Annotated in this window: 21 protein-coding genes and 1 pseudogene; 12 read left to right on the top strand and 10 right to left on the bottom strand. The window is 62.5% G+C overall.

Features of this window, described 5'->3' with window-relative positions; translation table 11 throughout:
- Positions 1-504 precede the first annotated feature (504 nt).
- Positions 505-930, top strand: a complete 426-nt coding sequence (locus J5286_RS04870; RefSeq protein WP_209189417.1) for a potassium channel family protein — start codon at positions 505-507, stop codon at positions 928-930.
- Positions 931-934: 4 nt separating this feature from the next.
- Here the strand turns inward: J5286_RS04870 and J5286_RS04865 are convergent, their stop codons facing one another.
- On the bottom strand, positions 935-1,831 hold the full coding sequence (locus tag J5286_RS04865; protein WP_209189415.1) for a DMT family transporter: 897 nt from the start codon (positions 1,829-1,831) through the stop codon (positions 935-937).
- Between the two features lie 171 nt (positions 1,832-2,002).
- Between J5286_RS04865 and J5286_RS04860 the strand changes: the two genes are divergently transcribed.
- A complete protein-coding gene (locus tag J5286_RS04860) occupies positions 2,003-2,893 on the top strand; it encodes a LysR family transcriptional regulator (RefSeq protein ID WP_209189413.1) in 891 nt (296 codons plus the stop codon).
- 87 nt (positions 2,894-2,980) lie between these two features.
- Here J5286_RS04860 and J5286_RS04855 read toward each other — a convergent pair whose 3' ends face one another.
- Positions 2,981-4,915, bottom strand: coding sequence for a methyl-accepting chemotaxis protein (locus J5286_RS04855; RefSeq protein WP_209189411.1), 1,935 nt, complete (start codon positions 4,913-4,915; stop codon positions 2,981-2,983).
- 84 nt (positions 4,916-4,999) lie between these two features.
- On the opposite strand from J5286_RS04855, the gene J5286_RS04850 reads away from it, so the two are divergent.
- The 3 genes from J5286_RS04850 (at position 5,000) to J5286_RS04840 (ending at position 7,354) form a co-directional block, all read left to right on the top strand.
- The gene (locus J5286_RS04850) at positions 5,000-5,224 is read left to right on the top strand and encodes a hypothetical protein (protein ID WP_209189409.1); all 225 of its coding nucleotides are present in this window, start codon (positions 5,000-5,002) and stop codon (positions 5,222-5,224) included.
- Between the two features lie 136 nt (positions 5,225-5,360).
- A complete protein-coding gene (locus tag J5286_RS04845) occupies positions 5,361-6,107 on the top strand; it encodes a TlyA family RNA methyltransferase (protein ID WP_209189407.1) in 747 nt (248 codons plus the stop codon).
- Positions 6,104-7,354 carry a class I SAM-dependent RNA methyltransferase gene (locus tag J5286_RS04840; protein WP_209189405.1) on the top strand — a complete coding sequence of 417 codons (1,251 nt, stop codon included), beginning with the start codon at positions 6,104-6,106 and terminating at the stop codon, positions 7,352-7,354. The genes J5286_RS04845 and J5286_RS04840 overlap by 4 nt, the downstream gene beginning before the upstream one ends.
- Before the next feature lie 28 nt (positions 7,355-7,382).
- Here the strand turns inward: J5286_RS04840 and J5286_RS04835 are convergent, their stop codons facing one another.
- Complete coding sequence (locus J5286_RS04835) at positions 7,383-7,991, bottom strand: TetR/AcrR family transcriptional regulator (protein WP_209189399.1); 609 nt, start codon at positions 7,989-7,991, stop codon at positions 7,383-7,385.
- Between the two features lie 189 nt (positions 7,992-8,180).
- Between J5286_RS04835 and J5286_RS04830 the strand changes: the two genes are divergently transcribed.
- Positions 8,181-8,579: a RidA family protein gene (locus J5286_RS04830; protein WP_209189398.1), complete on the top strand. Its 399-nt coding sequence runs from the start codon at positions 8,181-8,183 to the stop codon at positions 8,577-8,579.
- A gap of 159 nt (positions 8,580-8,738) precedes the next feature.
- Positions 8,739-8,954 carry a hypothetical protein gene (locus tag J5286_RS04825; RefSeq protein ID WP_209189396.1) on the top strand — a complete coding sequence of 72 codons (216 nt, stop codon included), beginning with the start codon at positions 8,739-8,741 and terminating at the stop codon, positions 8,952-8,954.
- Between the two features lie 80 nt (positions 8,955-9,034).
- Here J5286_RS04825 and J5286_RS04820 read toward each other — a convergent pair whose 3' ends face one another.
- From J5286_RS04820 to J5286_RS04810, 3 genes are all read right to left on the bottom strand, one after another.
- A complete protein-coding gene (locus tag J5286_RS04820) occupies positions 9,035-10,855 on the bottom strand; it encodes a methyl-accepting chemotaxis protein (protein WP_209189394.1) in 1,821 nt (606 codons plus the stop codon).
- A 203-nt stretch (positions 10,856-11,058) separates the two neighbouring features.
- Positions 11,059-11,811 carry a crotonase/enoyl-CoA hydratase family protein gene (locus J5286_RS04815; RefSeq protein WP_209189392.1) on the bottom strand — a complete coding sequence of 251 codons (753 nt, stop codon included), beginning with the start codon at positions 11,809-11,811 and terminating at the stop codon, positions 11,059-11,061.
- 10 nt (positions 11,812-11,821) lie between these two features.
- Complete coding sequence (locus J5286_RS04810) at positions 11,822-13,612, bottom strand: acyl-CoA dehydrogenase family protein (RefSeq protein ID WP_209189390.1); 1,791 nt, start codon at positions 13,610-13,612, stop codon at positions 11,822-11,824.
- 286 nt (positions 13,613-13,898) lie between these two features.
- On the opposite strand from J5286_RS04810, the gene J5286_RS04805 reads away from it, so the two are divergent.
- Positions 13,899-14,894, top strand: coding sequence for a transporter (locus J5286_RS04805; protein WP_209189388.1), 996 nt, complete (start codon positions 13,899-13,901; stop codon positions 14,892-14,894).
- A gap of 30 nt (positions 14,895-14,924) precedes the next feature.
- Here J5286_RS04805 and J5286_RS31125 read toward each other — a convergent pair.
- Positions 14,925-15,131, bottom strand: a pseudogene (locus tag J5286_RS31125) (hypothetical protein); the annotation flags it as partial.
- Positions 15,097-15,612 (bottom strand): BA14K family protein, encoded by a 516-nt coding sequence (locus tag J5286_RS04800; protein ID WP_209189386.1) that lies wholly within the window; start codon positions 15,610-15,612, stop codon positions 15,097-15,099. The pseudogene J5286_RS31125 and the gene J5286_RS04800, both read right to left, overlap by 35 nt.
- Before the next feature lie 156 nt (positions 15,613-15,768).
- Between J5286_RS04800 and J5286_RS04795 the strand changes: the two genes are divergently transcribed.
- Positions 15,769-16,839 (top strand): glycoside hydrolase family 25 protein, encoded by a 1,071-nt coding sequence (locus J5286_RS04795; protein ID WP_209189384.1) that lies wholly within the window; start codon positions 15,769-15,771, stop codon positions 16,837-16,839.
- Positions 16,840-16,907: 68 nt separating this feature from the next.
- Here J5286_RS04795 and J5286_RS04790 read toward each other — a convergent pair whose 3' ends face one another.
- Positions 16,908-18,152, bottom strand: a complete 1,245-nt coding sequence (locus J5286_RS04790) for an aromatic ring-hydroxylating oxygenase subunit alpha (protein WP_209189382.1) — start codon at positions 18,150-18,152, stop codon at positions 16,908-16,910.
- Between the two features lie 417 nt (positions 18,153-18,569).
- Between J5286_RS04790 and J5286_RS04785 the strand changes: the two genes are divergently transcribed.
- From J5286_RS04785 to J5286_RS04775, 3 genes are all read left to right on the top strand, one after another.
- Positions 18,570-19,175 (top strand): DUF6656 family protein, encoded by a 606-nt coding sequence (locus J5286_RS04785; protein ID WP_209189380.1) that lies wholly within the window; start codon positions 18,570-18,572, stop codon positions 19,173-19,175.
- Positions 19,176-19,252: 77 nt separating this feature from the next.
- On the top strand, positions 19,253-20,227 hold the full coding sequence (locus J5286_RS04780; RefSeq protein WP_209189378.1) for an L-threonylcarbamoyladenylate synthase: 975 nt from the start codon (positions 19,253-19,255) through the stop codon (positions 20,225-20,227).
- A gap of 16 nt (positions 20,228-20,243) precedes the next feature.
- Positions 20,244-21,671 (top strand): FAD-binding oxidoreductase, encoded by a 1,428-nt coding sequence (locus J5286_RS04775; RefSeq protein WP_209189376.1) that lies wholly within the window; start codon positions 20,244-20,246, stop codon positions 21,669-21,671.
- Positions 21,672-21,717: 46 nt separating this feature from the next.
- Here J5286_RS04775 and J5286_RS04770 read toward each other — a convergent pair whose 3' ends face one another.
- On the bottom strand, positions 21,718-24,456 hold the full coding sequence (locus J5286_RS04770) for a DUF1217 domain-containing protein (protein WP_209189375.1): 2,739 nt from the start codon (positions 24,454-24,456) through the stop codon (positions 21,718-21,720).
- Positions 24,457-24,730: the final 274 nt, after the last annotated feature.

Raw genomic sequence — 24,730 nt, 5'->3', positions numbered from 1 at the left:
CTGCACGGCGGGCTCCATCCGGATTTTCGCGCGGATGAGCATAGGGGCTTGGCGACCGTCCTGCATTGCGTGCGATCAACGCTGTGCCGATATGGCTGCCTTTCCCCCGAAGGATTGATCCTGCGCAATGCGGAACGTGACGTGCCTGCTAGTTTGGCCGGGATGAAAGCGAGGGGTGTGGTTGGAATGCAGTCAGGAGCGGCGATCGGAGTGCGGTACATGGTTGTGCCGGGCCGCCTTGGGCTTGTTAACGTCATCGACCGGGCGACGGGCCTGCCTGTCGAGGCCGGGGTGACGGCTGTCCTGCTTGAGCCGCGCGAAGCAAGGGAACTTGTGCGGTGGCTGCTGCGTCGGGCACATGCTGAGACCAGTCGCGCGCATGCTGAAGGCGGAGGGCGGCGTTCGGCATGCGCTACGGAAGACATTCCGTTCTGTAGGCTCGCGCGTAGACGCAACGAAGCCGAGATCGCCGTACAATATTGACCCACATCCACTGGAGGTCCGGTGCCCGTCAATTTTCTCCTCGCCACCGCGCTGATCGCGGCCACAGTCGCCATACAGGCCGTCTTCATGGAGATCGGGCTTCGCGCCATCCGGCATGCGCAGCCGGGATATCTCGGCCGCCATGCCACGATCGCGACCGTCGCCTGGGTCAGCTACCTCCTCATTCCCATCAGTCTCGATATCTGCCTATGGGCGCTTCTCTACTACCTGATCGGCGCCCTGCCCTCGCTTGACGACGCCATCTATTTCTCCACCGCCACCTTCACGACGGTCGGCTATGGCGATGTCGTGCTCGGCAAGGAGTGGCGGCAGATTTCGGTGTTCGAAGCGGTCAACGGCTGGATCATCTTCGGCTGGGCGACGGCGCTGATCATGGCGGTCATCCAGCGCCTGTATTTTCGCGATGGCAAGGCGAACGACGCGTGAGGTATCAGGCGCGCGAGGTCATGAAAACGCCGACCAGCGTGACGCCGAGACCGACAAACATCGTCAGCGTCAGCGGCTCGGAAAACAGCGCCCAGGCCCAGAGCATGGTGACCGGTGGGCTCAGATAGATCGCGGCGCTGACCTTGGCGACCGGGAAGAGCCGCAGGCTGGTGTAATAGACCGAATAGGCGGCGAAGGTGGCGATCAGCACCAGCCAGACCATGCCGATGGCAAAATTCTCAGTCATCGGCGGCGCGATGTCCCCCTGCATCAGTGCGCAGATACCGAAGAGCACCGAACCGGTCAGCGTGTGGATGCAGAGGCTCTGGTGCACCGGCATGTGGCCGACGCGCCGGCGCTTGTGGAGCACCGAGGCGAGCGCGAAGATCAGCATCGAGCCGACGGTCAATCCGTAAGCCCAGAGCGGCGCCGAGCCGAAGCTGAGGCTATCGAGCGAGACGATCAGCACGCCGGCGACGGCGATCGCCGTGCCCAGCCACTGGCGGCCGCTCAGGCGTTCGCCGAGCACCGGCTGCGACAGGGTGGCGATGGCGAGCGGCAGCAAGTCCGAGATCAGCGCCACGAGGCCGGTGGGTACCCGCTGCTCGATCGCCAGCGCGAAGCCGCCGAGATATAGGAAGACCGACATGACGCCGAACCACATTTGCCCGACGATCGCCTTCCGCTGCATGCGCGGGCCGATGGTCAGGGCGAAGGGCAGCAGGATCAGGCCAGACAGCAGCGTGCGCCAGAAGAGCACGAGCACGACGCTTGCCTCCTCGCTGGCATAGCGGATACCGACGAAGCCGGAGCTCCAGCCGATGATCAGCAATGTGGCCATCAGCGGCCATAGAAGGCGATGCTGCTGCTTGGTCGTGGCGGTCAATGCGTGGTCCGTCATCGGTGATCCCTGTCATGCGTCTCACCGAGGGCATAAGCCATTGGTTGCCGGCGAGCACATGACAAATTTCGATCACGGCATGACATTCAAGCGAAACCAGTCATGGAAGTTTGCAAATGCTGGCTCATCATTGCATGCTCTGATCGGCAGGCAACGAAGAGACCGAGTGACATGAGCGACCTGAACAACCGGCGACTGGAGATAGACGCGCTGCGCGCCATCTGGGCGATCCGTCATCACGGCGGCATCACGCGGGCGGCGGAAGCGCTTGGCCTGTCGCAATCGGCCGTCAGCCACAAGATAAAGCGGCTGGAAACGAGCCTCGGCTGCGAGCTTTTGAACCGCAAGGCCGGCACCACCGCCTTTACCACCGAGGGCGAGGAGCTGCTGGATTATGCCGGGCGCATTCTCGGGCTGCACGACGAGGCGCTGCTCAGCCTGTCGAAGACGACGCTCGCGGGGCGGATCGCGCTCGGGCTGACGGAGGATACGACCTGCTCGGCGCTCGCCCATATTCTCGGTCGCTTCCGCCGGCTGCATCCGGATGTTTCCGTGCGCACGCAGGTGCGGATGAGCCTGGTGCTGCGGGCAATGCTCGAGCAGGGCGAGCTCGACGCGGCGATCGTGCAGGTCTTTGCCCACGAGGTGCGCCCGACCGATGTCATCCTGTTTCGAGAGACGCTGCATTGGGTGAAGCATCCGAGCCTGCTCTTGCCGCAGACGGCGTCCGTGCCCTTCCTCTCCTTCCACGACGATTGCTTCTATCGCCACTGGGCGCTCGATATCGGGCAGGATGGCGGGATCATGCTGGAGACGGTGTTCGAATGCGCAAGTGCCGCGGGAATTATCGCCGCCGTCAGCTCCGGCATGGGCGTGGCGCTGCTCAACGAGCGGCATTTGCGGCCGGAGATGCAGATTATCACCGACCGCTTCCCCGTGCCGCCCGATCTCGTCTATGTGGTCCGTCGCGGCCGCAAGGTGCGCAACGCAGCGCTCGATACGCTGGTGGCCGAGATCGAAAGCGAGATCAGCCGCTATGGCGGGCTGGCGCTGGCCAGCTGAGGTTTGCGGCCAGATGAGGTCCTGAACACGAAAGGGGCCGCGCGATGCGCAGCCCCTTCCCTTTCCTGTCGCTGATCAGGCGTTCGATCAGAACTCCGACCATTCCTCTTTGACAGCCGCGGCACTTGCGCCACCGCCACCGAAGGCGCGGGCAACGCTGCGCTTCAGTGCGTTGGCCGGCGAGGCGACCGGGCGCGAGGCGGGAGTGGCGGTTGCGGCGCGCGGTGCCGCGCGGTCGTTGCCGAGGTTGAACTGGCGCAGCAGATCGTCCAGCGCCATGGCTTCCTGGGCGAGCGAGTGGCTGGCGGCCGTCTGTTCCTCGACCATGGCGGCGTTCTGCTGGGTGCCCTGGTCCATGTTGTTGACGGCGGTGTTGATCTCCTGCAGGCCGATCGACTGTTCGCGCGTGGCGGTGACGATGGCGCCGACATGGCGGTTGATCTCCTGCACGGCGCCGACGATTTCGGACAGCGCCTTGCCGGTTTCACCGACCAGCGAGACGCCGGAGTTCACCTGCGTACCCGATGTGTTGATCAGCGCCTTGATTTCCTTGGCGGCGTTGGCCGAGCGCTGGGCGAGCTCGCGCACTTCCTGAGCGACGACGGCGAAGCCCTTGCCGGCTTCACCGGCGCGTGCGGCCTCGACGCCGGCGTTCAGCGCCAGCAGGTTGGTCTGGAAGGCGATGTCGTCGATGACGCCGATGATGTTGGAGATCTCGCCCGAGGACTTCTCGATTTCCTGCATGGCGGTGACGGCCTTGCGGACGACCTCGCCGGAGCGCTCGGCGCCGAGACGGGTGCGCTCGACGAGCTGGCCGACATCCTCGGCGCGCTTGGCGCTGTCGCGGACCGTGGTGGTGACCTCTTCCAGCGCTGCTGCCGTCTCCTCGACGGCTGCGGCCTGCTGCTCGGTGCGGCGGGCCAGATCGTCAGCTGCGGTGCGGATTTCGCCGGCGCCGGCATTGATGGCGGACGCATTGTGGCCAACCGACTGCAGGGCTGCCTGCAGCTTCTCCACGGCGTGGTTGAAGTCGTTGCGCAGGCGGTCGAACTGGGGCGCAAAGGCGGTGGTGATGCGGATCGCGACATTGCCGTTGGCAAGGCCAGAGAGACCGTCGGCGAGGTTGTCGATGGCGAAGCGCAGTTCGCTTTCCTCGCGCGCCTTCTGCTCGTCGCCCATCTGGCGCTGGCGTTCGGCGTCTCCACGCATGCGGTCGGTTTCGCCGGCAAGGCGCAGCTTCTCGATCGCCGCGTTCTTGAACACCAGAACCGACTGCGCCATGCGGCCGACTTCGTCCTGGCGATCAAGTGCCGGAACCTCGATATCATTCTGGCCACCGGCCAGACGGCCCATGGCGGAGGTCATGCCGACGATCGGGCGAACGATGCTGCGCGACAGCATCCAGGCGAGCACGACGGCGGCGAAGGCCGCGAAGATGCCGCCGAAGAGCAGCGTCATGTTGAGCGCCGCACTTGCATCGGCCTTGATGGCGGAAAGCGCTGCGGATTCATCACGCGCGGCCTGCTTGATCTTGGCCGAAGCCTGGCGGAAGCCGTCGAGCTGGCCCTTGGTTTCGTTGACGCCGATCTTGACGATCTGGTCGATCGGCATGTCGGTTTCCTTGCGCGCCTTGCTCTGCGGCACGGCGAGCTGGTTGAAATAGAGGTCGGCGGCCTTCTGCATGGCGTCGATCTGGCTCACGAACTCGGTCTTGCCCGCGGCCGTCTGCTTGGCGGCGGCAATCGCGTTCAGCATGCGGTCGCGGTTGTTGAAGAGATCGCCATAGGTGCTGTCGCTCTTGAAGAGCAGGAAACCGCGCAGGTTCACGGCCTGCTCGAGCATGGCCTGCAGCGCGTCGTCGATCTGGTTGACCAGCAGCTCCGACCGCTTTTCCTCGATGGCAGCTTCCGCCACGGCGCCGGCCTTCGAATAGACGAAGGCGGAGACGGATACAAAGATGAGAATGAGAGCCGCGAAAGTCGCGGCGAGCTTACCGTTCAGGGACATGTTTCTTGCAAACATCAGTCGGTCTTTCCTGGGCGCCTGGCGCCATGGCAAATCGGGCACGCGTCAGCGCGTGCGGGGAAACTATCAACGAGGGAAAACATGATCGGCGGTGGAATTTCGGGCCATCATGGCGGACGCGGTTTTCGGCCGCTGCAATCGACGGCGACACTAGCCACGGAAAATTTAAAATTGTTTAAGTCGGCGCGGCAACTGGTCGCAGTTTATTGGCTGCAGGCGCTGAATTCTCGGGGATTCAACCCGTTTGACGCTTCGTCGCCACACACCATCATAGCGCAGGTTGTAGGTCTCTTTTCTCTTGCCTAGAGACCGCTAATTTTCCCATTGCTGTCGACGGGTGAGCGGGCATGGCCGATCCATGTGACATCAGAGGACTGCTGCGACGGTGGCGGCAATCAACAAAAGGCTTGCAACTGATGGCATTGCCCGGCATGGACAGGCCATGTCCGATCAAAATACACAACGCATCGACCAGCTCCTCGTCAGCCTGGGTCTCTTTGCCAGCCGTTCGCGCGCCCGCGACGCGGTCAGCCGCGGCACCGTCAAGGTCGACGGCAAGGTCGTCACCAAGGCCGGCGCCGTCTTCGGCGAGGATGTCTCGATCGAGATCGATGATCCCGCACAGGAATACGTCTCGCGCGCGGCGCTGAAGCTTGCGGCCGCGCTCGATCATTTCAAGCTCGATCCGACGGGCCATCACTGTCTCGATGTCGGCGCCTCCACTGGCGGCTTTACCGAAGTGCTGCTCGAACGCGGCGCCGCGCACGTGACCGCAATCGACGTCGGCCACGGCCAGATGCATCCGCGGCTTGCCGAAAACCCCGATGTTACCAATATCGAGGGCCTGAACGCGCGCAATCTGGAGGCCGAAGATGTCGGCCATCCCCTCACCTTCATCGTTTCCGACGTTTCCTTCATCACGCTGAAACTGGCGCTGGCCCCAGCGCTCGACCTCGCCGAACAGGGTGCGACGGCCGTATTGCTGGTGAAGCCGCAGTTCGAGGCCGGGCGCGAGGCGATCGGCAAGGGCGGCATGCTGAAGGACCCGTCGACCGCACCCGCCGTTGCCGCCGAACTGGAGCGCTGGTTCGTCGAGGACATGGGCTGGACCAGCCTCGGGCTGATCCCCTCGCCGATCTCGGGCGGGGACGGAAACCAGGAATATCTACTCGCAGGAACCAAGCCGTGAGCACTGAAACAGTCACCATCCAGAAGCTCGGCGCCCAGGGCGACGGCATCGCCAACGGCGCTGATGGCCCCGTCTACGTGCCCTTCACGCTGCCGGGCGAGACGGTCGCCATCGCGCGCGTCAAGAGCCAGGGCACGGTGATGTCGATCACCACGCCGTCTCCGGACCGGCAGGAACCGCACTGTCGGCACTTCGGCCCCGATGGCGTCAACGGCACCTGCGGGGGCTGCACGCTGCAGCACGCAGGCGACGCGCTCTATCGCGGCTTCAAGCGGCAGCTGGTCATCGACGCGCTGAAATCCAAGGGGTTGACGCCCGAGGTCGGCGAGCTTGTCGTCGCTCATCCCGGCGAGCGCCGCCGCGTGACGTTCGCTGCGCGCAAGACCGAGAAAGAAATGCTCATCGGCTTCAACCAGGCCGAAAGCCATCACCTCGTCAATATCGAGGAATGTCCCATCTCGTCGGCAAGCCTCATTGCGCGGCTGCCGGCGATCAAGGCGATTGGCGCGGCACTTGCCATCAACGCCGAAGCGTTCCGTATCACCGTGCTGGAAACGGCGACCGGCCTAGACATTGCCGCCGACGGCCTGAAGAAGCTTTCGGACCAGCAGCGGCGGAAGGCGACCGAGACCGTGCTTTCGATGCGTGGGATCGCACGCGTCTCCGTCAATGGTGAGATCCTGATCGAGCCGGTGAAGCCGATGCTCGATTTCGGCGGCGTCCAGGTATCGCCACCGGCGGGAAGCTTCACGCAGGCTACCAAGCCGGCGGAAGAAGCGATGGCCGAGCTGGTGCTTGCCCATATCGGCAAATCCAAGCGCATCGCCGACCTCTTCGCCGGCACGGGCACCTTCTCGCTCAGGCTGGCACGGATCGGCCGCGTGCATGCTGTCGAAAGCGAAGACAAGCCGCTTGCGGCACTCGACCACGCCGCGCGCAACACGCAGGGCATCAAGCCCGTCAGCGTCGAGCGCCGCGACCTGTTTCGCCGGCCGCTGATGACCTCGGAACTGAAGGTCTACGACGCCGTCGTCTTCGACCCGCCGCGCGCCGGTGCCGAATTCCAGTGCAAGGAGCTTGCCCGCTCGACGGTGAAGAAGATCGCCGCCGTCAGCTGCAACCCGCTGACGCTTGCGCGCGACCTCGCCATTCTCGTCGAGGGCGGCTATCGCATCACCTCGGTGACGCCGATCGACCAGTTCCTGTGGACCTCGCATGTCGAGGTGGTGGCGACGCTGGAGAAATAAGCCCGGCGTCCCCGCTATCGGACAAGGGTCAGCTGTCGGTCCGCAGCAGGCCGCCGGCAAGATACTTGAAGGCATCGACGACCTTTTCCAGCACAGCATGCGGATCATCGGCCGCGGCGATCCAGAGTGCTGCGTTGAGCGCCGCACCGTTGATCAGCCGGGCGGCGGCCTCGGCATCCACGGGCTTGACGATACCATCAGCAATCAGCGCCTCGATGGTCTCAGTGCTTGTGCGCAGGCAGGCGGTCTGGTTCGGCCAGTGCGAGGGATCGCCGAGCACGGCGGGACCATCGAGCAGCATGATCCGCTGGATCTCAGGCTCGAGCGCCATCTCGATATAGGCGATGCCTTCGTTGAGGAAACCCTCCCACGGCGTCCGGCCCTGTGCCTGCGCGGCGCGCTGGCGCACCAGCATCTCGGCGTCGATCTGGTCGATGACGGCCTGCAGCAGCCCCTTCTTGTCGCCGAAATTGTGATAGAGCGCGCCACGCGTCAGCCCCGCTTCGGCGGTGAAATCATCCATCGACGAGGCGGCGTAACCCTTTGTGGCAAAAGCCTTTCGGCCGGCCGCGATGAGTTTCCCCCGGGTTTCCTCGACCATCTGCGCGCGCGTTCTCGCCGTCACCCTTGCCTCCATAAATTAGCATACGCGGCGTATGTGTATTGACATACGCAACGCATGCTTCCTATATTCACATACGGGGCGTATATCACTTGCGCACCCGAGAGTGAAGAGCAGAGATCCAGGTGACGCGTTACAACGTGTCGCGCCCTTTGGCGTGACGGCGGACGCCCTGCCTTTGCCTTGTTGAAACAGGAGCATGACATGACCAAACGCGACGCAATCTTCCCCGCCGGCCGACAGGCGCTTTATGAGATCAACAGCTATTCGGCGGCGATCCGCTCCGGCGATCTTCTCTTCGTCTCCGGCCAGGTGGGCAGCCGTGAGGACGGATCGCCCGAGCCCGATTTTCCGAAGCAGGTGCAGCTCGCCTTCGACAATCTCGCCGCCGTGCTGAAGGCTGCCGGCGCCGGCTTCGATGACATCATCGACGTCACCAGCTTTCATACCGATCCCGAAAACCAGTTCGCGACGGTCAACGATGTTCGGCTGAAGGTGTTCCGCGACAAGCCCTATCCAAACTGGACGGCTGTCGGCGTCAACTGGCTGGCGGGCTTTGATTTCGAGATCAAGGTGATCGCGCGCATCCCGCAGGCGAGCTGATCCTGTTGGCTTCCGCTGCACCTGCGAGTAGCTGCGAGTGCAGCGGAAGTTCAACAGAATTTCCTAATGATCATCCAGCTCGGCAGAATATAATTCATCTATAAATTCATCTATGATAAATAATCTGCGTGTATCAATGGATAATACACGGAGGATAATATGTTTGTTATTTCCATTGATGATCATGGCGACGAACGGAATTTCCTGGCGACATCCTTCAATATTGACAGGGGCGTCGTGATTGCCACGATATGCGGCATGAAGCACAAATTCGATGCTGCCGATGTCATCGATATTCTACCGGTGGAGCCGCTTTCGGCCCGCAACAATCGCTTCATCGCGGAGCAGCCCGAGCGCCAGCGGATGCACGGATAACGGGTTTCCCCGATCTTTCCAAGTCTATAAAAAACGCCCGCGACATGCGCGGGCGTTTTGTCGTTTATATCACCTATCGATCAGGCGGCGGCGTAGCGGCGCGCCATGCCGTGATTGCCCGGCTGCAGGTTGAACTGGCCGAGCAGATACATCAGCTTGGCCGCTTCCTGCGCCAGGCCGTGGCTTGCGGCCGTCTGCTCCTCGACCATCGCGGCGTTCTGCTGGGTGCCCTGGTCCATGGTGTTCACCGCGGTATTGATCTCGGCAAGGCCGGTCGATTGTTCGCGGGTGGCGGTGACGATCGCGTCAACATGGCGGCTGATGTCCTGCACCTGGCCGACGATCGTTTCCAGCGACTTGCCGGTTTCGCCGACGAGACTGACGCCGGAGCGAACCTGGGCGTTGGAAGCCGAGATCAGCGTCTCGATCTCCTTGGCGGCTGTAGCGGAGCGCTGCGCGAGCTCGCGCACTTCCTGGGCGACGACGGCAAAACCCTTGCCGGCTTCGCCAGCGCGCGCGGCCTCGACGCCTGCGTTGAGCGCCAGGAGATTGGTCTGGAAGGCGATGTCGTCGATGACGCTGATGATGTTGGCAATCTTCTGCGAGGATTGCTCGATCTCGGTCATGGCGGAGACGGCCTTGCGGACGATATTGCCGGATTCCTCGGCGCCGCCACGGGTGCGCGACACGAGGCTGCCGGCCTCTTCGGCGCGGCGGGCGGTGTCCTTGACCGTGGTGGTGATCTCTTCGAGTGCGGCGGCAGTTTCCTCGATCGAGGCGGCCTGCTGCTCGGTGCGCCGCGCAAGGCCATCGGCGGCGTTGCGGATTTCGCCGGCGCCGGCGTCGATCGCATGCGCGTTATGACCGACCTCTTCCAGCGCTTCGCTGAGCTTGGCGACCGAGGTGTTGAAGTCGCTGCGGAGGCGATCAAGGTGATCGGCGAAAGGCTGCTCGATGCGATGGGCGAGATCGCCTTCCGACAGCGCACCGAGAGCGCCGGCCAGTGCTTCCACGACGTGATTGATCTCGGCCGCCTCGCGCGCCGTGACGGCTTCGTTGCGGGCGCGCTCGTCGCGGGCGTGGGCGCGGTTGTCTTCGGCGCTGCGTTCGAGATCGAGACGGGCGAAAGCGTTGTCGCGGAAGACGGAGACGGCGGCGGCCATGTCGCCGATCTCGTCATGGCGGTTGGTATATGGAACGGCGGCTTCGAGATCGCCGTCGGCAAGACCGGCCATGCGCGAGGCAATCGTCGTGATCGGCCGCGAGATGCGCTTCCAGGCCAGATAGGCGGCGGCGATCGCGGCAACGAGCGCGACCGCAAGACCGGCGACGATCGAGACCGTGCCGGCGTAATAGTTGCCGGCGGCCGAAACGAGGCCGGCATCGGTCGACTGACGATCTCTTGCGATCATGCCGTCGATCAGCGTCTGGATGTTGTTTGCCGACATCGACAGCTCGCCGCGATAGAGCGAATTGGCCTGGCTGCGCTTGTTGTCGAGCGCGAGCGCGATGATCTTGTCGGCGACGGCCGTGTCGTTAGCGAGCGCCTTCTGCAGCCGCGCGAAGTTCTGGGTCATATACTCGCTCTTCGGCTGCGTTTCGAAGACATCGATGGCGGTCGCAAGCCGCTGGCGGCGGGTCTTAAGCGTGGTCTCGGCGTTGCGGAAATCGGTCTTGCCGGAGGCCAGCAGATAATCGGCATAGCTGCGGCGCACGTCGTTCAGCGTCGTGACGATGGCATGCAGGCGCTCGGTATTCGGGATATTCCGGGCGCCGATCTCACGCGTATTGGCTTCGAGACTGGTCAACGCGACGGCGGCGATGGCGCCCTGCACGAGGGAAATGGCGACGAGGGACAGAAAGAGCACCGGAAGCAGCGTCTTGATCTTCATTTTGAACATAGCATTGTCTCGAATGCGGCCGACCGACATGCCTCAGCGATCGGGGGGTCGATCCGCTGGCGTCTGCGCCTTTGGTTGTGCCGGAAAAGGGGCCGGGCGCTCATGCCCGTGCTGCGTCATGCATTGCCGATCACTAAACAAGGGAATTGGTAAAATTTGATTAAAAGTAATACTTTTTGAACATTTCGGCCGCCTTGGCAGCCTCAACGGCGCATGAAAGCTTCGAAGGCGGCGCGGGCTTCGGCGCTTTGCAGGCGAGTGGCAAAGTGGCGGGCTTCTTCGTCGATGCGGGCGATGATCTCTTCGCGGTCGCCGCGGATGAGATCGCGGGACAGCCGCAGCGCCTCGGGCGGTTTGGCGGCGAGCTTTGCGGCGAGGCCGAGCGTTGCCGCCTCGACCTGATGCGGCTCCACGACTTTGAAGACCAGGCCGGCATCCCTCGCCTCCCCGCCGGAGAAGGGTTCGCCGGCGGCGAGCATGGCGAAGGCGCGCTGGGCGCCCATGATGCGCGGCGCAAGCAGACTGGAGGCCGCTTCCGGCACCAGAGCGAGATCGACGAAGGGGGTGCGGAACTGGCTGCGGGCGGAGGCGACCGTCAGGTCGCAATGCAGATGCATGGTGGTGCCGATGCCGATCGCCAGGCCATCGACGCCCGAGACGATGGGCTTTGCCGAGCGCACCAGTGCGTAGAGGAAATCGACGACTTCACGCGGCATGCCGCCGCCCATCGCAACAGCCAGGAAGTCGCCGAGATCGTTGCCTGCGGAGAAACAGCCCTCGGCGCCAAGAAAGGCCGTGGCGCGGATAGCGGGGTTGCCATCGGCCGCGGTCAGCGCCTCGGTCATGACGGAATACATGGCGCGGGTGATGGCGTTCTTCTTGTCCGAGCGGTTGAAACGGATGATCTGGACGCCGGGATGGGCCTCGGGGCGCTCGATGAGAATGTGGTCAGTCATATCGGGTCCCTCAGGCGAGAATGGATTTGGCGGCGGCAAGGCTTGCAGCGCCGTTGATGACGCTATCCTTCAACGCGGTGGTCTCGGCCAGCAGGTTTTCGGCGGCGAAGCGGCAGAGCGCGATGCGATCGGCGGCCTTGCCATCATCAGCATCGGCGAGCGCGCCCTTGGCGAGGTAGCAGCCGGTGAGCGTCAGGCCGAACAGGCGCTGATAGGGCGTGGCGCCGGAGAGCGCGTCGACCGCTTTGCCCGCTGACAGTTGCGCCAGGAGCCAGTCGGTCGCCTCCTGTAGGTCGGTGATGGCGGCGTTGAGTCGGTTCGCGGTGGCGCCGAAGTTTTCGGCATTCGAGGCACCGACGCGGTCGGCGATCTGCTGTAGTTCGGCGATCAGGCTTTTCACCTCGCCGCCATCGGATAGAGGCAGCTTGCGGGTGACGAGGTCGATCGCCTGGATGCCGTTGGTGCCTTCGTAGATCGGGGCGATGCGGGCGTCGCGCAGATAGCGCGCGGCGCCGGTTTCCTCGATGAAGCCCATGCCGCCATGCACCTGGATGCCGAGCGAGGCGACGTCGACGCCGATATCAGTGGCGAAGGACTTGGCGACCGGGGTCAGCAGGGCGGCGCGCTCCTGCCAGTGCTTTTTGTCATCGCCGGCGCGGTGCGCCATGTCGGTGGCGTGGGCGCAGCTGTAGGCAATGGCGCGGGCGCCCTGGGTCAGCGCCTTCATGGTGAGCAGCATTCTGATGACATCGGGGTGTTCGATGATCGGGCTCATGGCTCCTGTTTGGCCTGCTCCCGTCCAGCCGGGCGCCTTGCCCTGGGTGCGCTCGCGGGCATAGGCGACGGCCTTCTGCGTGGCGGCTTCGGCAATCGCGACGCCTTGCATGCCGACCGCGAGGCGGGCGTTGTTCATCATCGTGAACATGCAGGCAAGGCCCTTGTTTTCCTCCCCGACCAGCCAGCCGATGGCGCCCTTCTCCTCCCCGAAGCGGCCGTCGCCATAGATCATCGTGCAAGTGGGTGAGCCGTGGATGCCGAGCTTGTGCTCCAGCGCGTGGCAGAAGAGATCGTTGCGGGCGCCGAGCGAGCCGTCTTCGTTGACGAGAAACTTCGGCACGAGGAACAACGAGATGCCGCGCGTACCATCAGGCGCATCCGGCAGGCGGGCGAGCACCAGGTGGATGATGTTGTCGGCGGCGTCGTGTTCGCCCCAGGTGATGAAGATCTTCTGGCCAAAGATGCGGTAGCTGCCGTCGTCGCGGCGTTCGGCGCGGGCCTTGAGCACGCCGAGATCGGAGCCGGCATGCGGTTCCGTCAGGTTCATCGTGCCGGTCCATTCGCCGGAGACGAGTTTCGGGAGATAGGTCGCCTTCAGCGCGTCGCTGCCGTGGGCGGCGATGGCCTCGATGGCGCCCATGGTCAGCGTCGGGCAGAGCGCGAAGGCCATGGAGCCGGAGTTCCACATTTCGAGTGCCGCGACATTCAACATGTGCGGCAGCGCCTGGCCGCCGAAGTCTTCGGATGCCGTCAGGCCGTTCCAGCCGCCTGATATCCAGTTGCGGTAGAGATCGCGCCAGCCATCCGGCGTCGTCACCTTGCCGTCAGAGATACGCGCACCCTGGCGGTCGCCGATCTCGGCGAGCGGGGCGATCTCGTCGGATGCGAAGCGGCCGGCTTCATGAAGGATTGCATCGACCAGATCCTCGCCGAGATCGCCAAGCAGGCCGTCGTCGATCGCCTGGGCGAGACCGGCAACGTGCTTCAGGGTGAATGCGATCTCCTCGACGGGCGCCTTGTACATACTGTTCTCCTCGTAAGCCTGACGGCGCGGGATAGCTCTCCCCTACCCGCTCCTCCGACGGCAGAGCTAATTGATTTTTACGTAAACGTCAATTTCAAACTTGTGGGTGTCACTGTCATGAAACTGTAGGGTTGCCGTCATAGGGAGGCATCGCTTGAAAGGGTCTTGCCATCGGGTGCGGCGCTATGCTCATGCTCTGATATGAGCTGCCGATCCGGTGCTGCTGGTCGCCGAGACCCAGACGCCAGCGTGGAGCACACCGCCAATGCAAGAGGACCGGCAAAGAATGGATACACTGCCTGTGAGCATGCCGGGTTTCGTCTGGGGCTACCGTTTCCCTGAAGGCGGCGGCAAGCCGATACGGCTCTCCAACAACGCGCTGCCGGCGGACCTCACCACCGATGGCGGCTTTTACTGGCTGCACCTCAACCTCGCCGACGCCCGCGTGCCCGCGCTTATCGATGCGCTATCGGGGCTTACCGACGACGCCAAGGCGGCGCTCACCACGCATGACACGCATTCGGCCATCACGGTCGACGAGCAGATGCTCTACGGCACGCTGGTCGACTGCCAGCGCGAGTTCGATCACGAGACCGCCGATCTCGGCTGGCTGCACTTCGCGATCTCCGACCGCTTCATCATCACCACCCGGCTGCAGCCGCTGCGCAGCGTCGAGCGGGCGCGGCTGTTGATGGAGAAGAACCCGGCGAAGTTCACCCGGCCGGTCGATCTGTTCGAGCTGCTGGTCACCGAATTCCAGCGCACGCTGATTTCGATCGTGATGGACCTGACGGAAGAGCTGAATATCATCGAGGACTTCGTCTACGACACGGCGCCGCGCGACGAGCGGCGGCGGCTGGCGCCGGTCCGGCGCACCGTCGTGCGCATCCATCGGCACCTGAGAACCGTGCTCGGCTTGATGCGCCGGGCGGCGGCTTCCGATGACGACGAGATGCCTTTCGGCTTCGAGGATGTCGCGGGACGGCTGACGGCGCGGCTGGAGACGGTCGATCATGACATCTATGCGCTACAGGACCGGGCGCGGCTGCTGCACGAAGAAATCGATTCCAAGCTCTCGTCGGAGACGAACCGGCACCTCTATATCCTATCGATCATGACCGCCTTCCTGCTGCCGCCGACGCTGGTCACCGGCTTCTTCGGCATGAACACGGCCAACCTGCCGTTCACGCAGGGGTCGACGGGGACGGAATACGCGATCGGGATGATCATCGCTTCGATCGCGCTGGCGTGGTGGCTGTTGAAGCGGGTGAATATTTTGTGAGGTGGGTGGGTTTAGCGCTAGTGAGACGGCGGAGCCCGGAGCCCCCTCATCCGCCTGCCGGCACCTTCTCCCCGTTGGGGAGAAGAGACTCGGGGCGAGCCGCTTGCTCCATCTTCCCTTCTCCCCAACGGGGAGAAGGTGGCCCGAAGGGTCGGATGAGGGGGCTCCGGGCGCTGAGCTTAACGAATCCCCCCTCTCACCCTCAATAAGGCGAAACGCACTGCTGGCGTGGGCCATTGTAAGGCTGGAAGGTGTTGTCGTAGGCGCGGTACGAACGGTAGCGCTGCTGGCACCAGGCGACATGGCTCGAGCCGGCCGGAGCGACGTAGCGCGGTGCCGGTGCATAGCGCGGCTGGCTGGCGATGGCGCCGCCGATGATGGCGCCGGCGCCGAAGGCGGCGAGCGGGTACCAGTAGCCGTTATAGTGACGATAGCCGGGACGTGCGTAGGTGTAGCCGCGATAGCCGCCGTACCAGCCGGGACGATAGGCAGGGCGGTAACCGGGGCGATAACCGGGATAGTAGCCACCCGGCCGGCCATAATAGCCCGGACGCGGTCCGCAACGACCATAGCGGCAATATTGCACGTTTTGAACATCCGCCGATTTTTCCACCTGCGGCGCGACAGGCATCTGCACGGCCTGCGACGGCGCGACGCTTGTCACCAGCATCAATGAGGAAATGGCCGCGACGACGAGTTGCTTGAACGACCTGGGCATGAAGACTCCAATCTCACCGTAAATTAATCCTGAGTGTAACGCATTGATGGGGAAAATGTTCCTAAGCGCATCTTTTTTCGCGACCGGTCACGGTTTTTTGTTTATTCGTAAAATCTGATAAATAGTCCATTAACCAGTTTTCATCACTCTCGTTACATGAAGCAACGGCATGGAAGAGCCACTCTCCGTATTCTGCTTCTGGCGATCACGGCCGGACTGTCTCATTACGCCACGGCCGCCGACACCCTCCCCTGGAAAAAGACCGAGAACGCGCTCGTCGTCGATGGCTACGAACTGAACACTATCGACTGGGAGGCGCTGACCTCCGACAAGCGGATCGCCGGCTTCATCTCCAAGGCGTCCGACGGATTGCCCGAGAGTTTCTCGTGCGATGGCGACCATGCCGGCGACACGGTGGGACACTGCAAGACGATGTGGCGCAAATACGCGGTCAGCCGCGAGCTGTTCCAGACGCGAAGGCTGGTGGCGCGCGCGGCCGGGCTCTTGTGGGGCGCCTATCACCTCGCCCGCCCCGGCAACCCGATCGACCAGGCCAACCACTTTCTCGACTATGCGACACCCAAGCCGGACGAGATGATGATCCTCGACCTAGAGGGCATCGACCCCACGAAATTCATGTCGCTCGAGGATGCACAGATCTTCGTCGGCCATATCAAGACACGGACCGGGCGCTATCCGGTGCTCTACACCAACCACGACACGTCCCGCTACATCGCCGCCTATCGCAACGACTATCCGGTGCTGGCACGGCTGCCGATCTGGTATGCGCGCTACAAGCCCGACGTCAAAGGCGTGTTCCCGATGGGCAACTGGGACAACTACCTGCTCTGGCAGTTCTCGGCCGGCGCCAATTGCAGCAAGCGGCGCTGCCCCTACCGTGTGCCCGGCACGCTCACCGATATCGACGTCAATGTCGCCGCCATGGGCAAGGCCGACCTTGCGAAGATCTGGGCGCAGGGCAACCTGCTGCCGGCGCGCGAGCCGGATCCGCCGCTGATCCTCGCCAAGATCGAGATGGAACCGCGCCAGCCGCTGCCGCCACCGGTCGTGGCCGGAACACCGGGCCTGCCGCCGATCGCGCAATTGCCCGCCGCCACACAGTTGCCGGCAGCCGCGACAGCGGTCACGGTGGCCGCGCGGGATGGGCTCGTGACCTCATCGGTGCCGCCGCGTGAAATCAACGCCCTGAACTACCAGGATTTCTGAACGCCCAAAACGAAAAACGGCCCCGACTTTCGTAAAGCGCGGGGCCGTATTCTCTTGCGAGGTTAGCGTCAGGCGACGACGGAGAGCTTGGCCTGATCGCCCTGCAGGCGGCTGGTCATAAACAGCGCGTACCATTCGAGGAACTGCATGACGCCACCCTCGTGCAGCATCGAGTAGGGACCGGGCTCATAGGCCGGCGAGTGGATGCCGAAGGCGTTTTCCTCGACGATGCGGCGATCCTGGTCGTTGGTCTCGGTCCAGACGTGCGTCAGTTCCTCGAGATTGTAATCGACACCCTCGACGGCGTCCTTGTGGACCAGCCACTTGGTGGTCACGGCCGTCTCATTGGCGCTGAGCGGCAGGACGCGGAAGGAGATGGCGTGATCTCCGAGGATGTGATTCCACGTCGTCGGGTAGTGGAAGAGCAGCATTGTGCCGATCCGGTCGATCGTCACGTCATCCGACAGCGGACGGGCGACGGCGCGCTTGCCGGACATGGTGTAGCTCTCGGCATCCTCTATCAGCGGCATGCGGGCGGCACGGAACTGGCCATCCGGCGAGATCTGGAACTTGCTGGGAAGGCCGGCGGCCTCGCAGCGCGCCCAATGGCCCGCGATCTCCGGATCATCGGCGCCGCCATCGGTGCCGGTGACGCTCGGGGCCTCGGGATAGGTGCGGCAGAGTTCGGGATGGTTTGCGGCGCAGTGGTAGCACTCGCGGTTGTTTTCCCAGACGAGCTTCCAGTTGCCCTTCTCGATGATGGTGCTCTGGAAGGCGATCTTGGCGTCCTTCAAGTGATGCGGCATCATGTAGGGGGCGACCATGTCGCGAACCGGCTGGAAGTCGGGCGCTTTGTCGGCGAGGCAGATGAAGATATAGCCGCCGAAGCTCTCGCAATGCACAGGCTTCAGGCCGAAGCCCGACTTGTCGAAATCGTCGCCCATGTGGCGGGCGAAGGCGAGCTTGCCGTCGAGATCATAGGCCCACTGGTGATAGGGACAGACAAGACGGACCGACGAGCCGTGATCCTTGGTGCAGACGCGCGAGCCGCGATGGCGACAGCTGTTGTGGAAGGCGCGGATGACATTGTCGCGGCCGCGAACGATGACGACGGGATACTGGCCGATCTGCACGGTGAAATAGGCGCCGGCCTTCGGCAGCTCGCAGTCATGGCCCATGAACAGCCAGTCGCGATAGTAGATCATCTCCATATCGAGCTTGAAGTAATCCTCGTCGATATAGAAGGGTTGCTCGAGGCTGAAGCCCTCGCGGCGGTTCTTGAGCTGCCGTAAAACGTTGCTGCGAATATCCATCTCATATCCTCGTCTATTCGGGCTGCCACATATCGGATGGCGAAAGCCGCGGGAAGCGCTCGCCCCCTCTCCCGAAGGAGATATTGCCTATGTCATACATTTAACCACTGCCCACGCCGCCCGCGTGGTTGCAAAGCGACATCGGCTTCGAAAATGACGACAGTTGCATTCGGGCATTGGCGGCACGACGGAAAACGGGCATTTCCGCGTCGCTTCAAACAAATAGGATTATTTGCGACTTTGTCGAAATTACCAGAGATCAAGGAAGGCGAGAGTGGCCTTGCCGGCGATATTCTGTTTGCGACAGAGCTTGTGGCCGTTTGTAGCAGCGGCAATCGCAGTCGGCCCAATTTAACATCGCATTAAGCATGATTGCCTATCCTTCGGCCAAAGAGACAGGCAGCCGGATCCGAGACCATGGCGAAACTTCGTTACTTCGACGCCAGAGCGAGCATCGACCAGCCCACCGCGCCGGTCGCGCCGCATTCCGAATTTCTGCGCACCGGCAAGATCACCCGCCACCAGTCGCATTGGCTGGCCGCCGAGCGTCGCTATCTCACCCACGACGAAGTGGCCGAGAAGACCGGCCGCAAGCTGCAGACCGCCGGCGAGAAGACGCACCAGCATATCAACGGCTTTCACCGCGCCATCCAGTTTCCGAAGATGGTGTTTCACCGCACGCTGGAAGACAGCCCACATCTCGGCTACTGCCATGTGACGGCGGCGCGCACCAAGTTTGCGCAATATGACGCGGTCAGCTGGGCCTTCTACATCGCCAATTTCTACGCCGATATTGGTGACAACGACAATGTCTTCGAGAAGATCGACGTGCGTTACTCGCGCATGTACTTCGCCGTCGCCATCCGGCCCGGCGAGCATACGCCGGAGAAGATGACGATCGACCGCAATATCCGCGGCAACGGCCTGCTATTCCGCACCGACGATCCGCAGGTTGCGATCAAAAACGTGCTGCTGCTCGGCGCCCGTAACCAGCAGCTTCGCGAGATCATTCGCCAGCTTTGAGGCCATTCGCGAGCTCTGATATTGATCGCGGGGCCGCAAGGGCATAAGGACTGCCGGACAGACTATCCGGGCGGCATATGGCAGAGATCATCGACATCACCGAGAACAGCCAGCAGGCGATCGACGCCGCGTGCAAGGTGCTGGGCGAAGGTTTGCCGATCGCCATTCCGACCGAGACCGTCTACGGCCTTGCCGCCGACGCCACCAATCCGGCCGCCATCGCTCGCATCTACGAGACAAAGGGCCGCCCGCAGTTCAATCCGCTGATCTGCCATATGGCGGATCTCGAAATGGCGGAGACCTATGCCGATTTCGATCCGCTGTCGCGGGCGCTCGCGGAAGCCTTCTGGCCCGGTCCGCTGACGATCGTCGTGCCACTGAAGGCCACGAGCGGCATTCATGCGCTGGCGACGGCCGGGCTCGACACCGTCGGCACCCGGGTGCCGAAGGGATTTGCCGGCGAACTGATCCGCGCCTTCGGCCATCCGCTGGCGGCGCCGAGCGCCAACACCTCAGGCAAGATCAGCGCCACCAGCGCCGCCCATGTGCAGGCCGATCTCGGAAATAAGATCAAGCTGATCCTCGATGCCGGGGCAAGCGATGTCGGCGTGGAATCCACCATCGTCAAGGTCGAGGATGGCAAGCTCAGGCTGCTGCGACCGGGCGGGCTGCCGGCAGACGAGATCGAACGCGTTGCCGGCGTGAAGCTGGTGCGGCCGAAAGTGGCGTCCGCCGCGATCGAGGCGCCGGGCATGATGGCCTCGCATTATGCGCCGGGGGCGGCTGTGCGGCTCGATGCGATCGAGGTGAGAGATGGAGAGGCGTTGATCGCCTTCGGCCCCTCGCCTGTTGCCAATGCGGATAGAGCAAAGGTCGTGCTCAATCTCAGCGAGAGCGGCGATCTTGCCGAAGCGGCCACCAATCTTTTCGACTACATGAAGCGCGCCGATGCCAGTGGTGCTGCGACGATCGCCTTTAGCGCCATTCCCGACGTGGGTCTCGGCGAAGCCATTAACGACCGGCTGCGGCGTGCCGCGGCCCCACGGGAATAACAGAGGATAAAGCCCGATGAGCAGCGTTTCACCTGATCTACTCGACCGTTTCGCAGCCATCGTCGGCGACAAGTACGCGCTGCGCAGCGAGGCTGATCTGGCGCCGCACCTGATCGAAAACCGCGGCCTCTATCACGGCTCATCGCCGATGCTCCTGAAGCCCGCCAACGTTGCCGAAGTTTCCGCCATCCTCAAGCTCGCCAGCGAGACCGGCACATCAGTGGTGCCGCAAACGGGCAATACCGGGCTTGTCGGCGGGCAGACGCCGCGCGAGGGCAAGTCCGATATCATCCTGTCGCTGGAACGGATGAACAAGATCCGCGACGTCGATCCCGTTGCCAACGTTCTCGTCGCCGATGGCGGCGCGATCCTTGCCGACGTGCAGAAGGCGGCCGAGGCGCATGGGCGGCTGTTTCCGCTGTCGCTCGGCTCGGAAGGCTCCTGCCGCATCGGCGGCAATCTCTCGACGAATGCCGGGGGCACCGCGGTGCTTGCCTATGGCAACATGCGCCAGCTCTGCCTCGGGCTTGAGGTCGTGCTTCCGACCGGCGAGATCTGGGACGGGCTGCGCCGCCTGAAGAAGGACAATACCGGCTACGACCTGCGTGACCTCTTCATCGGCGCCGAGGGCACGCTGGGCGTCATCACCGGCGCGGTGCTGAAGCTCTTCCCGCAGCCGCTCGGCAAGCAGGTGGCCTTCGCCGGCCTGAACTCGGTCGAGGACGCGCTATCGCTGTTCAACCTCGCTTCCAGCCTTTGCGGTACGTCGCTGACCGGTTTCGAACTGATGCCGCGCTTCGGCGTGGAGATCACCGCCCGCAATATCGAGGGCGTGCGCGATCCGCTGGAGAGCGAACATGCCTGGTATGTGCTGATCGACATCTCGACCTCCGATTCGGCCGAGACCGCCGAGCGGATGATGACGGCACTGCTGGAACAGGGTTTCGAGGCAGGTCTGGTGCAGGACGCGGCCATCGCCTCATCCGTTGCGCAGCAGACAGCGCTCTGGCACATGCGCGAGAGCATGTCGGAAGCGCAGAAGCCTGAAGGCGGATCAATCAAGCACGACGTTTCGGTGCCGGTCTCGACCGTACCGCAGTTCATGCACGAAGCCGAGCAGGCGGTGATGGCGGCGATGCCCGGCGCGCGCATCTGCGCCTTCGGGCACATGGGCGACGGCAACATCCACTACAACATCTCGCAGCCCGTTGGCGCCGACAAGCAGGCGTTTCTCGAGCGCTGGCACGAGATGAACGTGATCGTGCATGGATTGGTGCTCGCGCATGGAGGCTCGATTTCGGCGGAGCACGGGATCGGCCAGCTGAAGCGCGACGAGCTTGCCGCGATCCGGCCGGCGATCGAGATCGACCTGATGCGCCGCATCAAGAAGGCTTTCGATCCGGAAGGCATCATGAACCCGGGGAAGGTCGTCAACATCGATTGACGAGCGAAGCGGTGCGCCGACCGCTTCAATCTAACCACGACGGGCTCTAACTGGTTTTGATCGCCGCCGCGTTCGAGGCGTAGGAGCTCATGATTGTCAGCGCCGGCGACGTCTGGGTGTTGTTTGCCAGATCATACATGGCCGTGAACCGGTTCATCAGCTTCTCGACCTTCTTCGGGTCCTGCAAATCATTGATATCGATGAACTTCTTCAGCATGGTCGCCTGCTTATCCACATCCATGTTCGACATGCTCGTCGGCAGGCTGAAGGTGGTGGTGATCACCTGGAACAGCGCCTGGTCGCCAATCAGCGAGTAGATCGACGTTATGCTGGGCGCCTTTCGGGCGAAGTAAAGCGCGAGGCGCACGCCGTCATTGCTCTCGCCCTGCTGCGTTTCAAGCGTCATCTGCAGATAGCCTTGCTGGGTCCGCTCCTCTGCGCCGACGTTCTGGATCGCACCGATCTTGGAGCGGGTCAGGTTACCTGATGTGTCGAAATTGAAGTCGGCGACGATCTCCTTGAATTTCGAAGCTGCCGTCTTGTTCAGGTAGCTGTTTGCGTCCGCCGGATCGGAGGTGAAGATCTTCTTCAGCGTCTCCTTGTCGTAGTCCTTCGGATCGAGGCCGTTGGCCTTCAAGACGAAATCGGTCATATCGCTGTCGGCTAGAAAGTCGTCGAGCGACTTCACCGTCGCGATCTTCTTGGCGAAGTCATCAACGTCGGTGGTCGCGTCCTTGGATGCCTTGTCTCTCAAAGGACCGGACGCCATGCCCAGCGTGGCGAGCGAAGCATAGGTGGTTCCATATTTCGCAAGCACGGCCGTCGATACGGCCTGCACCTCAGATGTAGCCTTGCCATCCGTTCCGAAATTGAACGCGCGCACCATATTGGTGATCCGATCGTCCTTCAGCGAGGCAACGTAACCTTTGGGATCGTATGGATCGCTCTGCAGCAGCTTGCGCATCTCGGTGCGCGAAACATCCTGCTCAGTCAGGCCGTAGGAGCGAAGCGCCATCTGGTACAGATCCGGAAGGCTGTCATTGCTGGTGTCCGTGTCGGAGGTGAGGTTCGTGCGTAGGAAATCGGTGACATTGGTGACTTTGTCGTCAGCCATTCGCGTCTTGAAGTTGGCAACGGAGCTATCGATCTCAGCCTGCTGCTCGTCAGTGTAATGCGCGGCATAAAGCGTATCAACACTCGTCGTCTGCTGGGTGCTCTGCGGGCCTGACATCGCAGCCGCGGAGCCATCGGCGGCGAAATTGAATGCCTCATTGACGTTGCTGTACCCGCTCGTCGCGGCAAAACTCTGGTCCGTCAGGATGCTTTTCAGATCGGCATCGCTGATCGTTGACGGCAGCGAATAGGTGCTCCTTAGGAAGCTCGTCAGCTTCGTGTCGGCAATCAGGTCGTCAACATTGGAGAGCGTGCTGATCTTGTTGCGGTAATAGCTGAGATTGTCGCTCGCGCTATAACCAGCGAGACGCGTCTGGCTGGTAGACTGCGCTCCATCGGCCGTAACACTGCCATCCGCCTGAAAATTGAAGGCGTCGTGCACGTTTTGAAAGCCGAGCAGGCTGGCATAGGTGGAATCTGTCAGAACGCTTTTGAGATCCGCGTCGCTCAAGCTTTGGGGAACGCCGTAGGCATCCTTGATATAGGATGTCATCGTCGTGTCCGCGATCAAATCGTCGACCGTCTTTATGCTGGTGATCTTGGTTGCGTAGGCGCTCGACACATTGCTGGCAGCAGTCGCCGTCGCGCCGATCTGGGCCGATGTCTGCGCGGCGTAGCCTGCTTTCGTCGCGTCGACCGTGCCGTCGACGTTGAAATTGAAAGCGGCGTTGACCGCGCTGTACCCAAGCAGGCTGGCGTAGCTTGAATCAGTCAGTACGCGCTTGAGACCCGCATCGCTGAAATCCTCGCCCGTACTGTAGGCGGCCTTGATGTAGGACGTCAGCCGCTTGTCCGATATCAGCTGATCGACGCTGGTGATCGAGCCGATGTTGGCGTCGAAGTAAGCCTTGTTGTACTCGGCTGCTTTCGGCGTGACGACAGAAGGAACAGTGAGATTGTACTGCTCGATGACGGCGTTTTTCTGATCGACGGTCTGCGCCGTGCCGTTAACAGTCCCATCTGCATTGAAGCTGAATTGGGCGGCGAGCGCCTTGTACTTGGCGCTACCGCTAGTGTTGACGAAGCTATTGGGGTCGTTGACGTCGCTGGTCAGGACCTTGCTGAGATAATCGTTGGAGGCGTAGGTCGGGTCGATACCAAAAGCGCTCAGAACGTAAGTGCGCAGGCGGGTGTTCGACGTTAAACCCGATACGCTCTGAACCTTGTCGATCGCTGTGCTGTAATAGGTCGATTCCTTGGCGGCGTTGGCGCCCTCGTCCGCGAAGGACTGGGTGTAGAGACCGAGCATATCGGTTTCCTGGCTATCGCTCTGCGCGTCCGTCGCCGCCGTGCCGAAATTGAAGGCGGACGCAAACTCCTTGTAGCGGCTATCCGACAGCTTGTTGGCGAAGCTGTTGGAATCCGTCAGGTCGCTCTCGAGAACCTTCTTCATGAAGGCCTTGGCGTAGGTCATATCCTCAAGGCCGTAAGCCTTCATCGCATAACTGTAGAGCTTATAATTGCCGAGGAAGTCGTCTACATCTTTGACCTTATTGATGTTTTCTTCGTAATATTGGGCTTCGCGCTTCACCGTCGCCTGCGACGCGACGCGGTCCAGACTCTTCTGCAAATCGCCCGATATTATCGTGTAGCCCAACGAAGCAGAGATCATAAGCGTTCTATTCCGACAAAGTCTTGGATGAATGACATACGGTTTCCGCCCCATTTTGCTATGAAAAGCTTACCCGAGACTTACCCGCGCCCTGTCGCAACCTGACACACTCCTTCGTTCACCTCTCGGAAACCCTGCCACGTTTGGTTTTGATAACCATCCAGGGAGGCAAGGTCTTCTTAACCGCGATTTTTAAGCTGTCGCGAACAGGCGGCGCCTATTGTCAGCCACAGAGGACGAAAAGTCCCGAGGAGAAGACCGGAAACCGGCTCTC

It is taken from the genome of Rhizobium sp. 16-488-2b (assembly GCF_017741815.1).
In the GTDB taxonomy this organism is placed as follows: Bacteria; Pseudomonadota; Alphaproteobacteria; order Rhizobiales; family Rhizobiaceae; genus Rhizobium.
Note: the sequence above shows the minus strand (reverse complement) of the source record. Positions and strands in the feature narration are given on the sequence as shown.

Coding starts and splice junctions, on each gene's coding strand:
- J5286_RS04855 (WP_209189411.1), bottom strand. CDS start 4,915: ATGTTTGCAAGAAACATGTCCCTGAACGGTAAGCTCGCCGCGACTTTC.
- J5286_RS04780 (WP_209189378.1), top strand. CDS start 19,253: ATGGCAGAGATCATCGACATCACCGAGAACAGCCAGCAGGCGATCGAC.
- J5286_RS04785 (WP_209189380.1), top strand. CDS start 18,570: ATGGCGAAACTTCGTTACTTCGACGCCAGAGCGAGCATCGACCAGCCC.
- J5286_RS04775 (WP_209189376.1), top strand. CDS start 20,244: ATGAGCAGCGTTTCACCTGATCTACTCGACCGTTTCGCAGCCATCGTC.
- J5286_RS04845 (WP_209189407.1), top strand. CDS start 5,361: ATGTCCGATCAAAATACACAACGCATCGACCAGCTCCTCGTCAGCCTG.
- J5286_RS04795 (WP_209189384.1), top strand. CDS start 15,769: ATGAAGCAACGGCATGGAAGAGCCACTCTCCGTATTCTGCTTCTGGCG.
- J5286_RS04800 (WP_209189386.1), bottom strand. CDS start 15,612: ATGCCCAGGTCGTTCAAGCAACTCGTCGTCGCGGCCATTTCCTCATTG.
- J5286_RS04860 (WP_209189413.1), top strand. CDS start 2,003: ATGAGCGACCTGAACAACCGGCGACTGGAGATAGACGCGCTGCGCGCC.
- J5286_RS04825 (WP_209189396.1), top strand. CDS start 8,739: ATGTTTGTTATTTCCATTGATGATCATGGCGACGAACGGAATTTCCTG.
- J5286_RS04770 (WP_209189375.1), bottom strand. CDS start 24,456: ATGATCTCTGCTTCGTTGGGCTACACGATAATATCGGGCGATTTGCAG.
- J5286_RS04865 (WP_209189415.1), bottom strand. CDS start 1,831: ATGACGGACCACGCATTGACCGCCACGACCAAGCAGCAGCATCGCCTT.
- J5286_RS04805 (WP_209189388.1), top strand. CDS start 13,899: ATGGATACACTGCCTGTGAGCATGCCGGGTTTCGTCTGGGGCTACCGT.
- J5286_RS04835 (WP_209189399.1), bottom strand. CDS start 7,991: ATGGAGGCAAGGGTGACGGCGAGAACGCGCGCGCAGATGGTCGAGGAA.
- J5286_RS04790 (WP_209189382.1), bottom strand. CDS start 18,152: ATGGATATTCGCAGCAACGTTTTACGGCAGCTCAAGAACCGCCGCGAG.
- J5286_RS04820 (WP_209189394.1), bottom strand. CDS start 10,855: ATGTTCAAAATGAAGATCAAGACGCTGCTTCCGGTGCTCTTTCTGTCC.
- J5286_RS04815 (WP_209189392.1), bottom strand. CDS start 11,811: ATGACTGACCACATTCTCATCGAGCGCCCCGAGGCCCATCCCGGCGTC.
- J5286_RS04810 (WP_209189390.1), bottom strand. CDS start 13,612: ATGTACAAGGCGCCCGTCGAGGAGATCGCATTCACCCTGAAGCACGTT.
- J5286_RS04830 (WP_209189398.1), top strand. CDS start 8,181: ATGACCAAACGCGACGCAATCTTCCCCGCCGGCCGACAGGCGCTTTAT.
- J5286_RS04850 (WP_209189409.1), top strand. CDS start 5,000: ATGATCGGCGGTGGAATTTCGGGCCATCATGGCGGACGCGGTTTTCGG.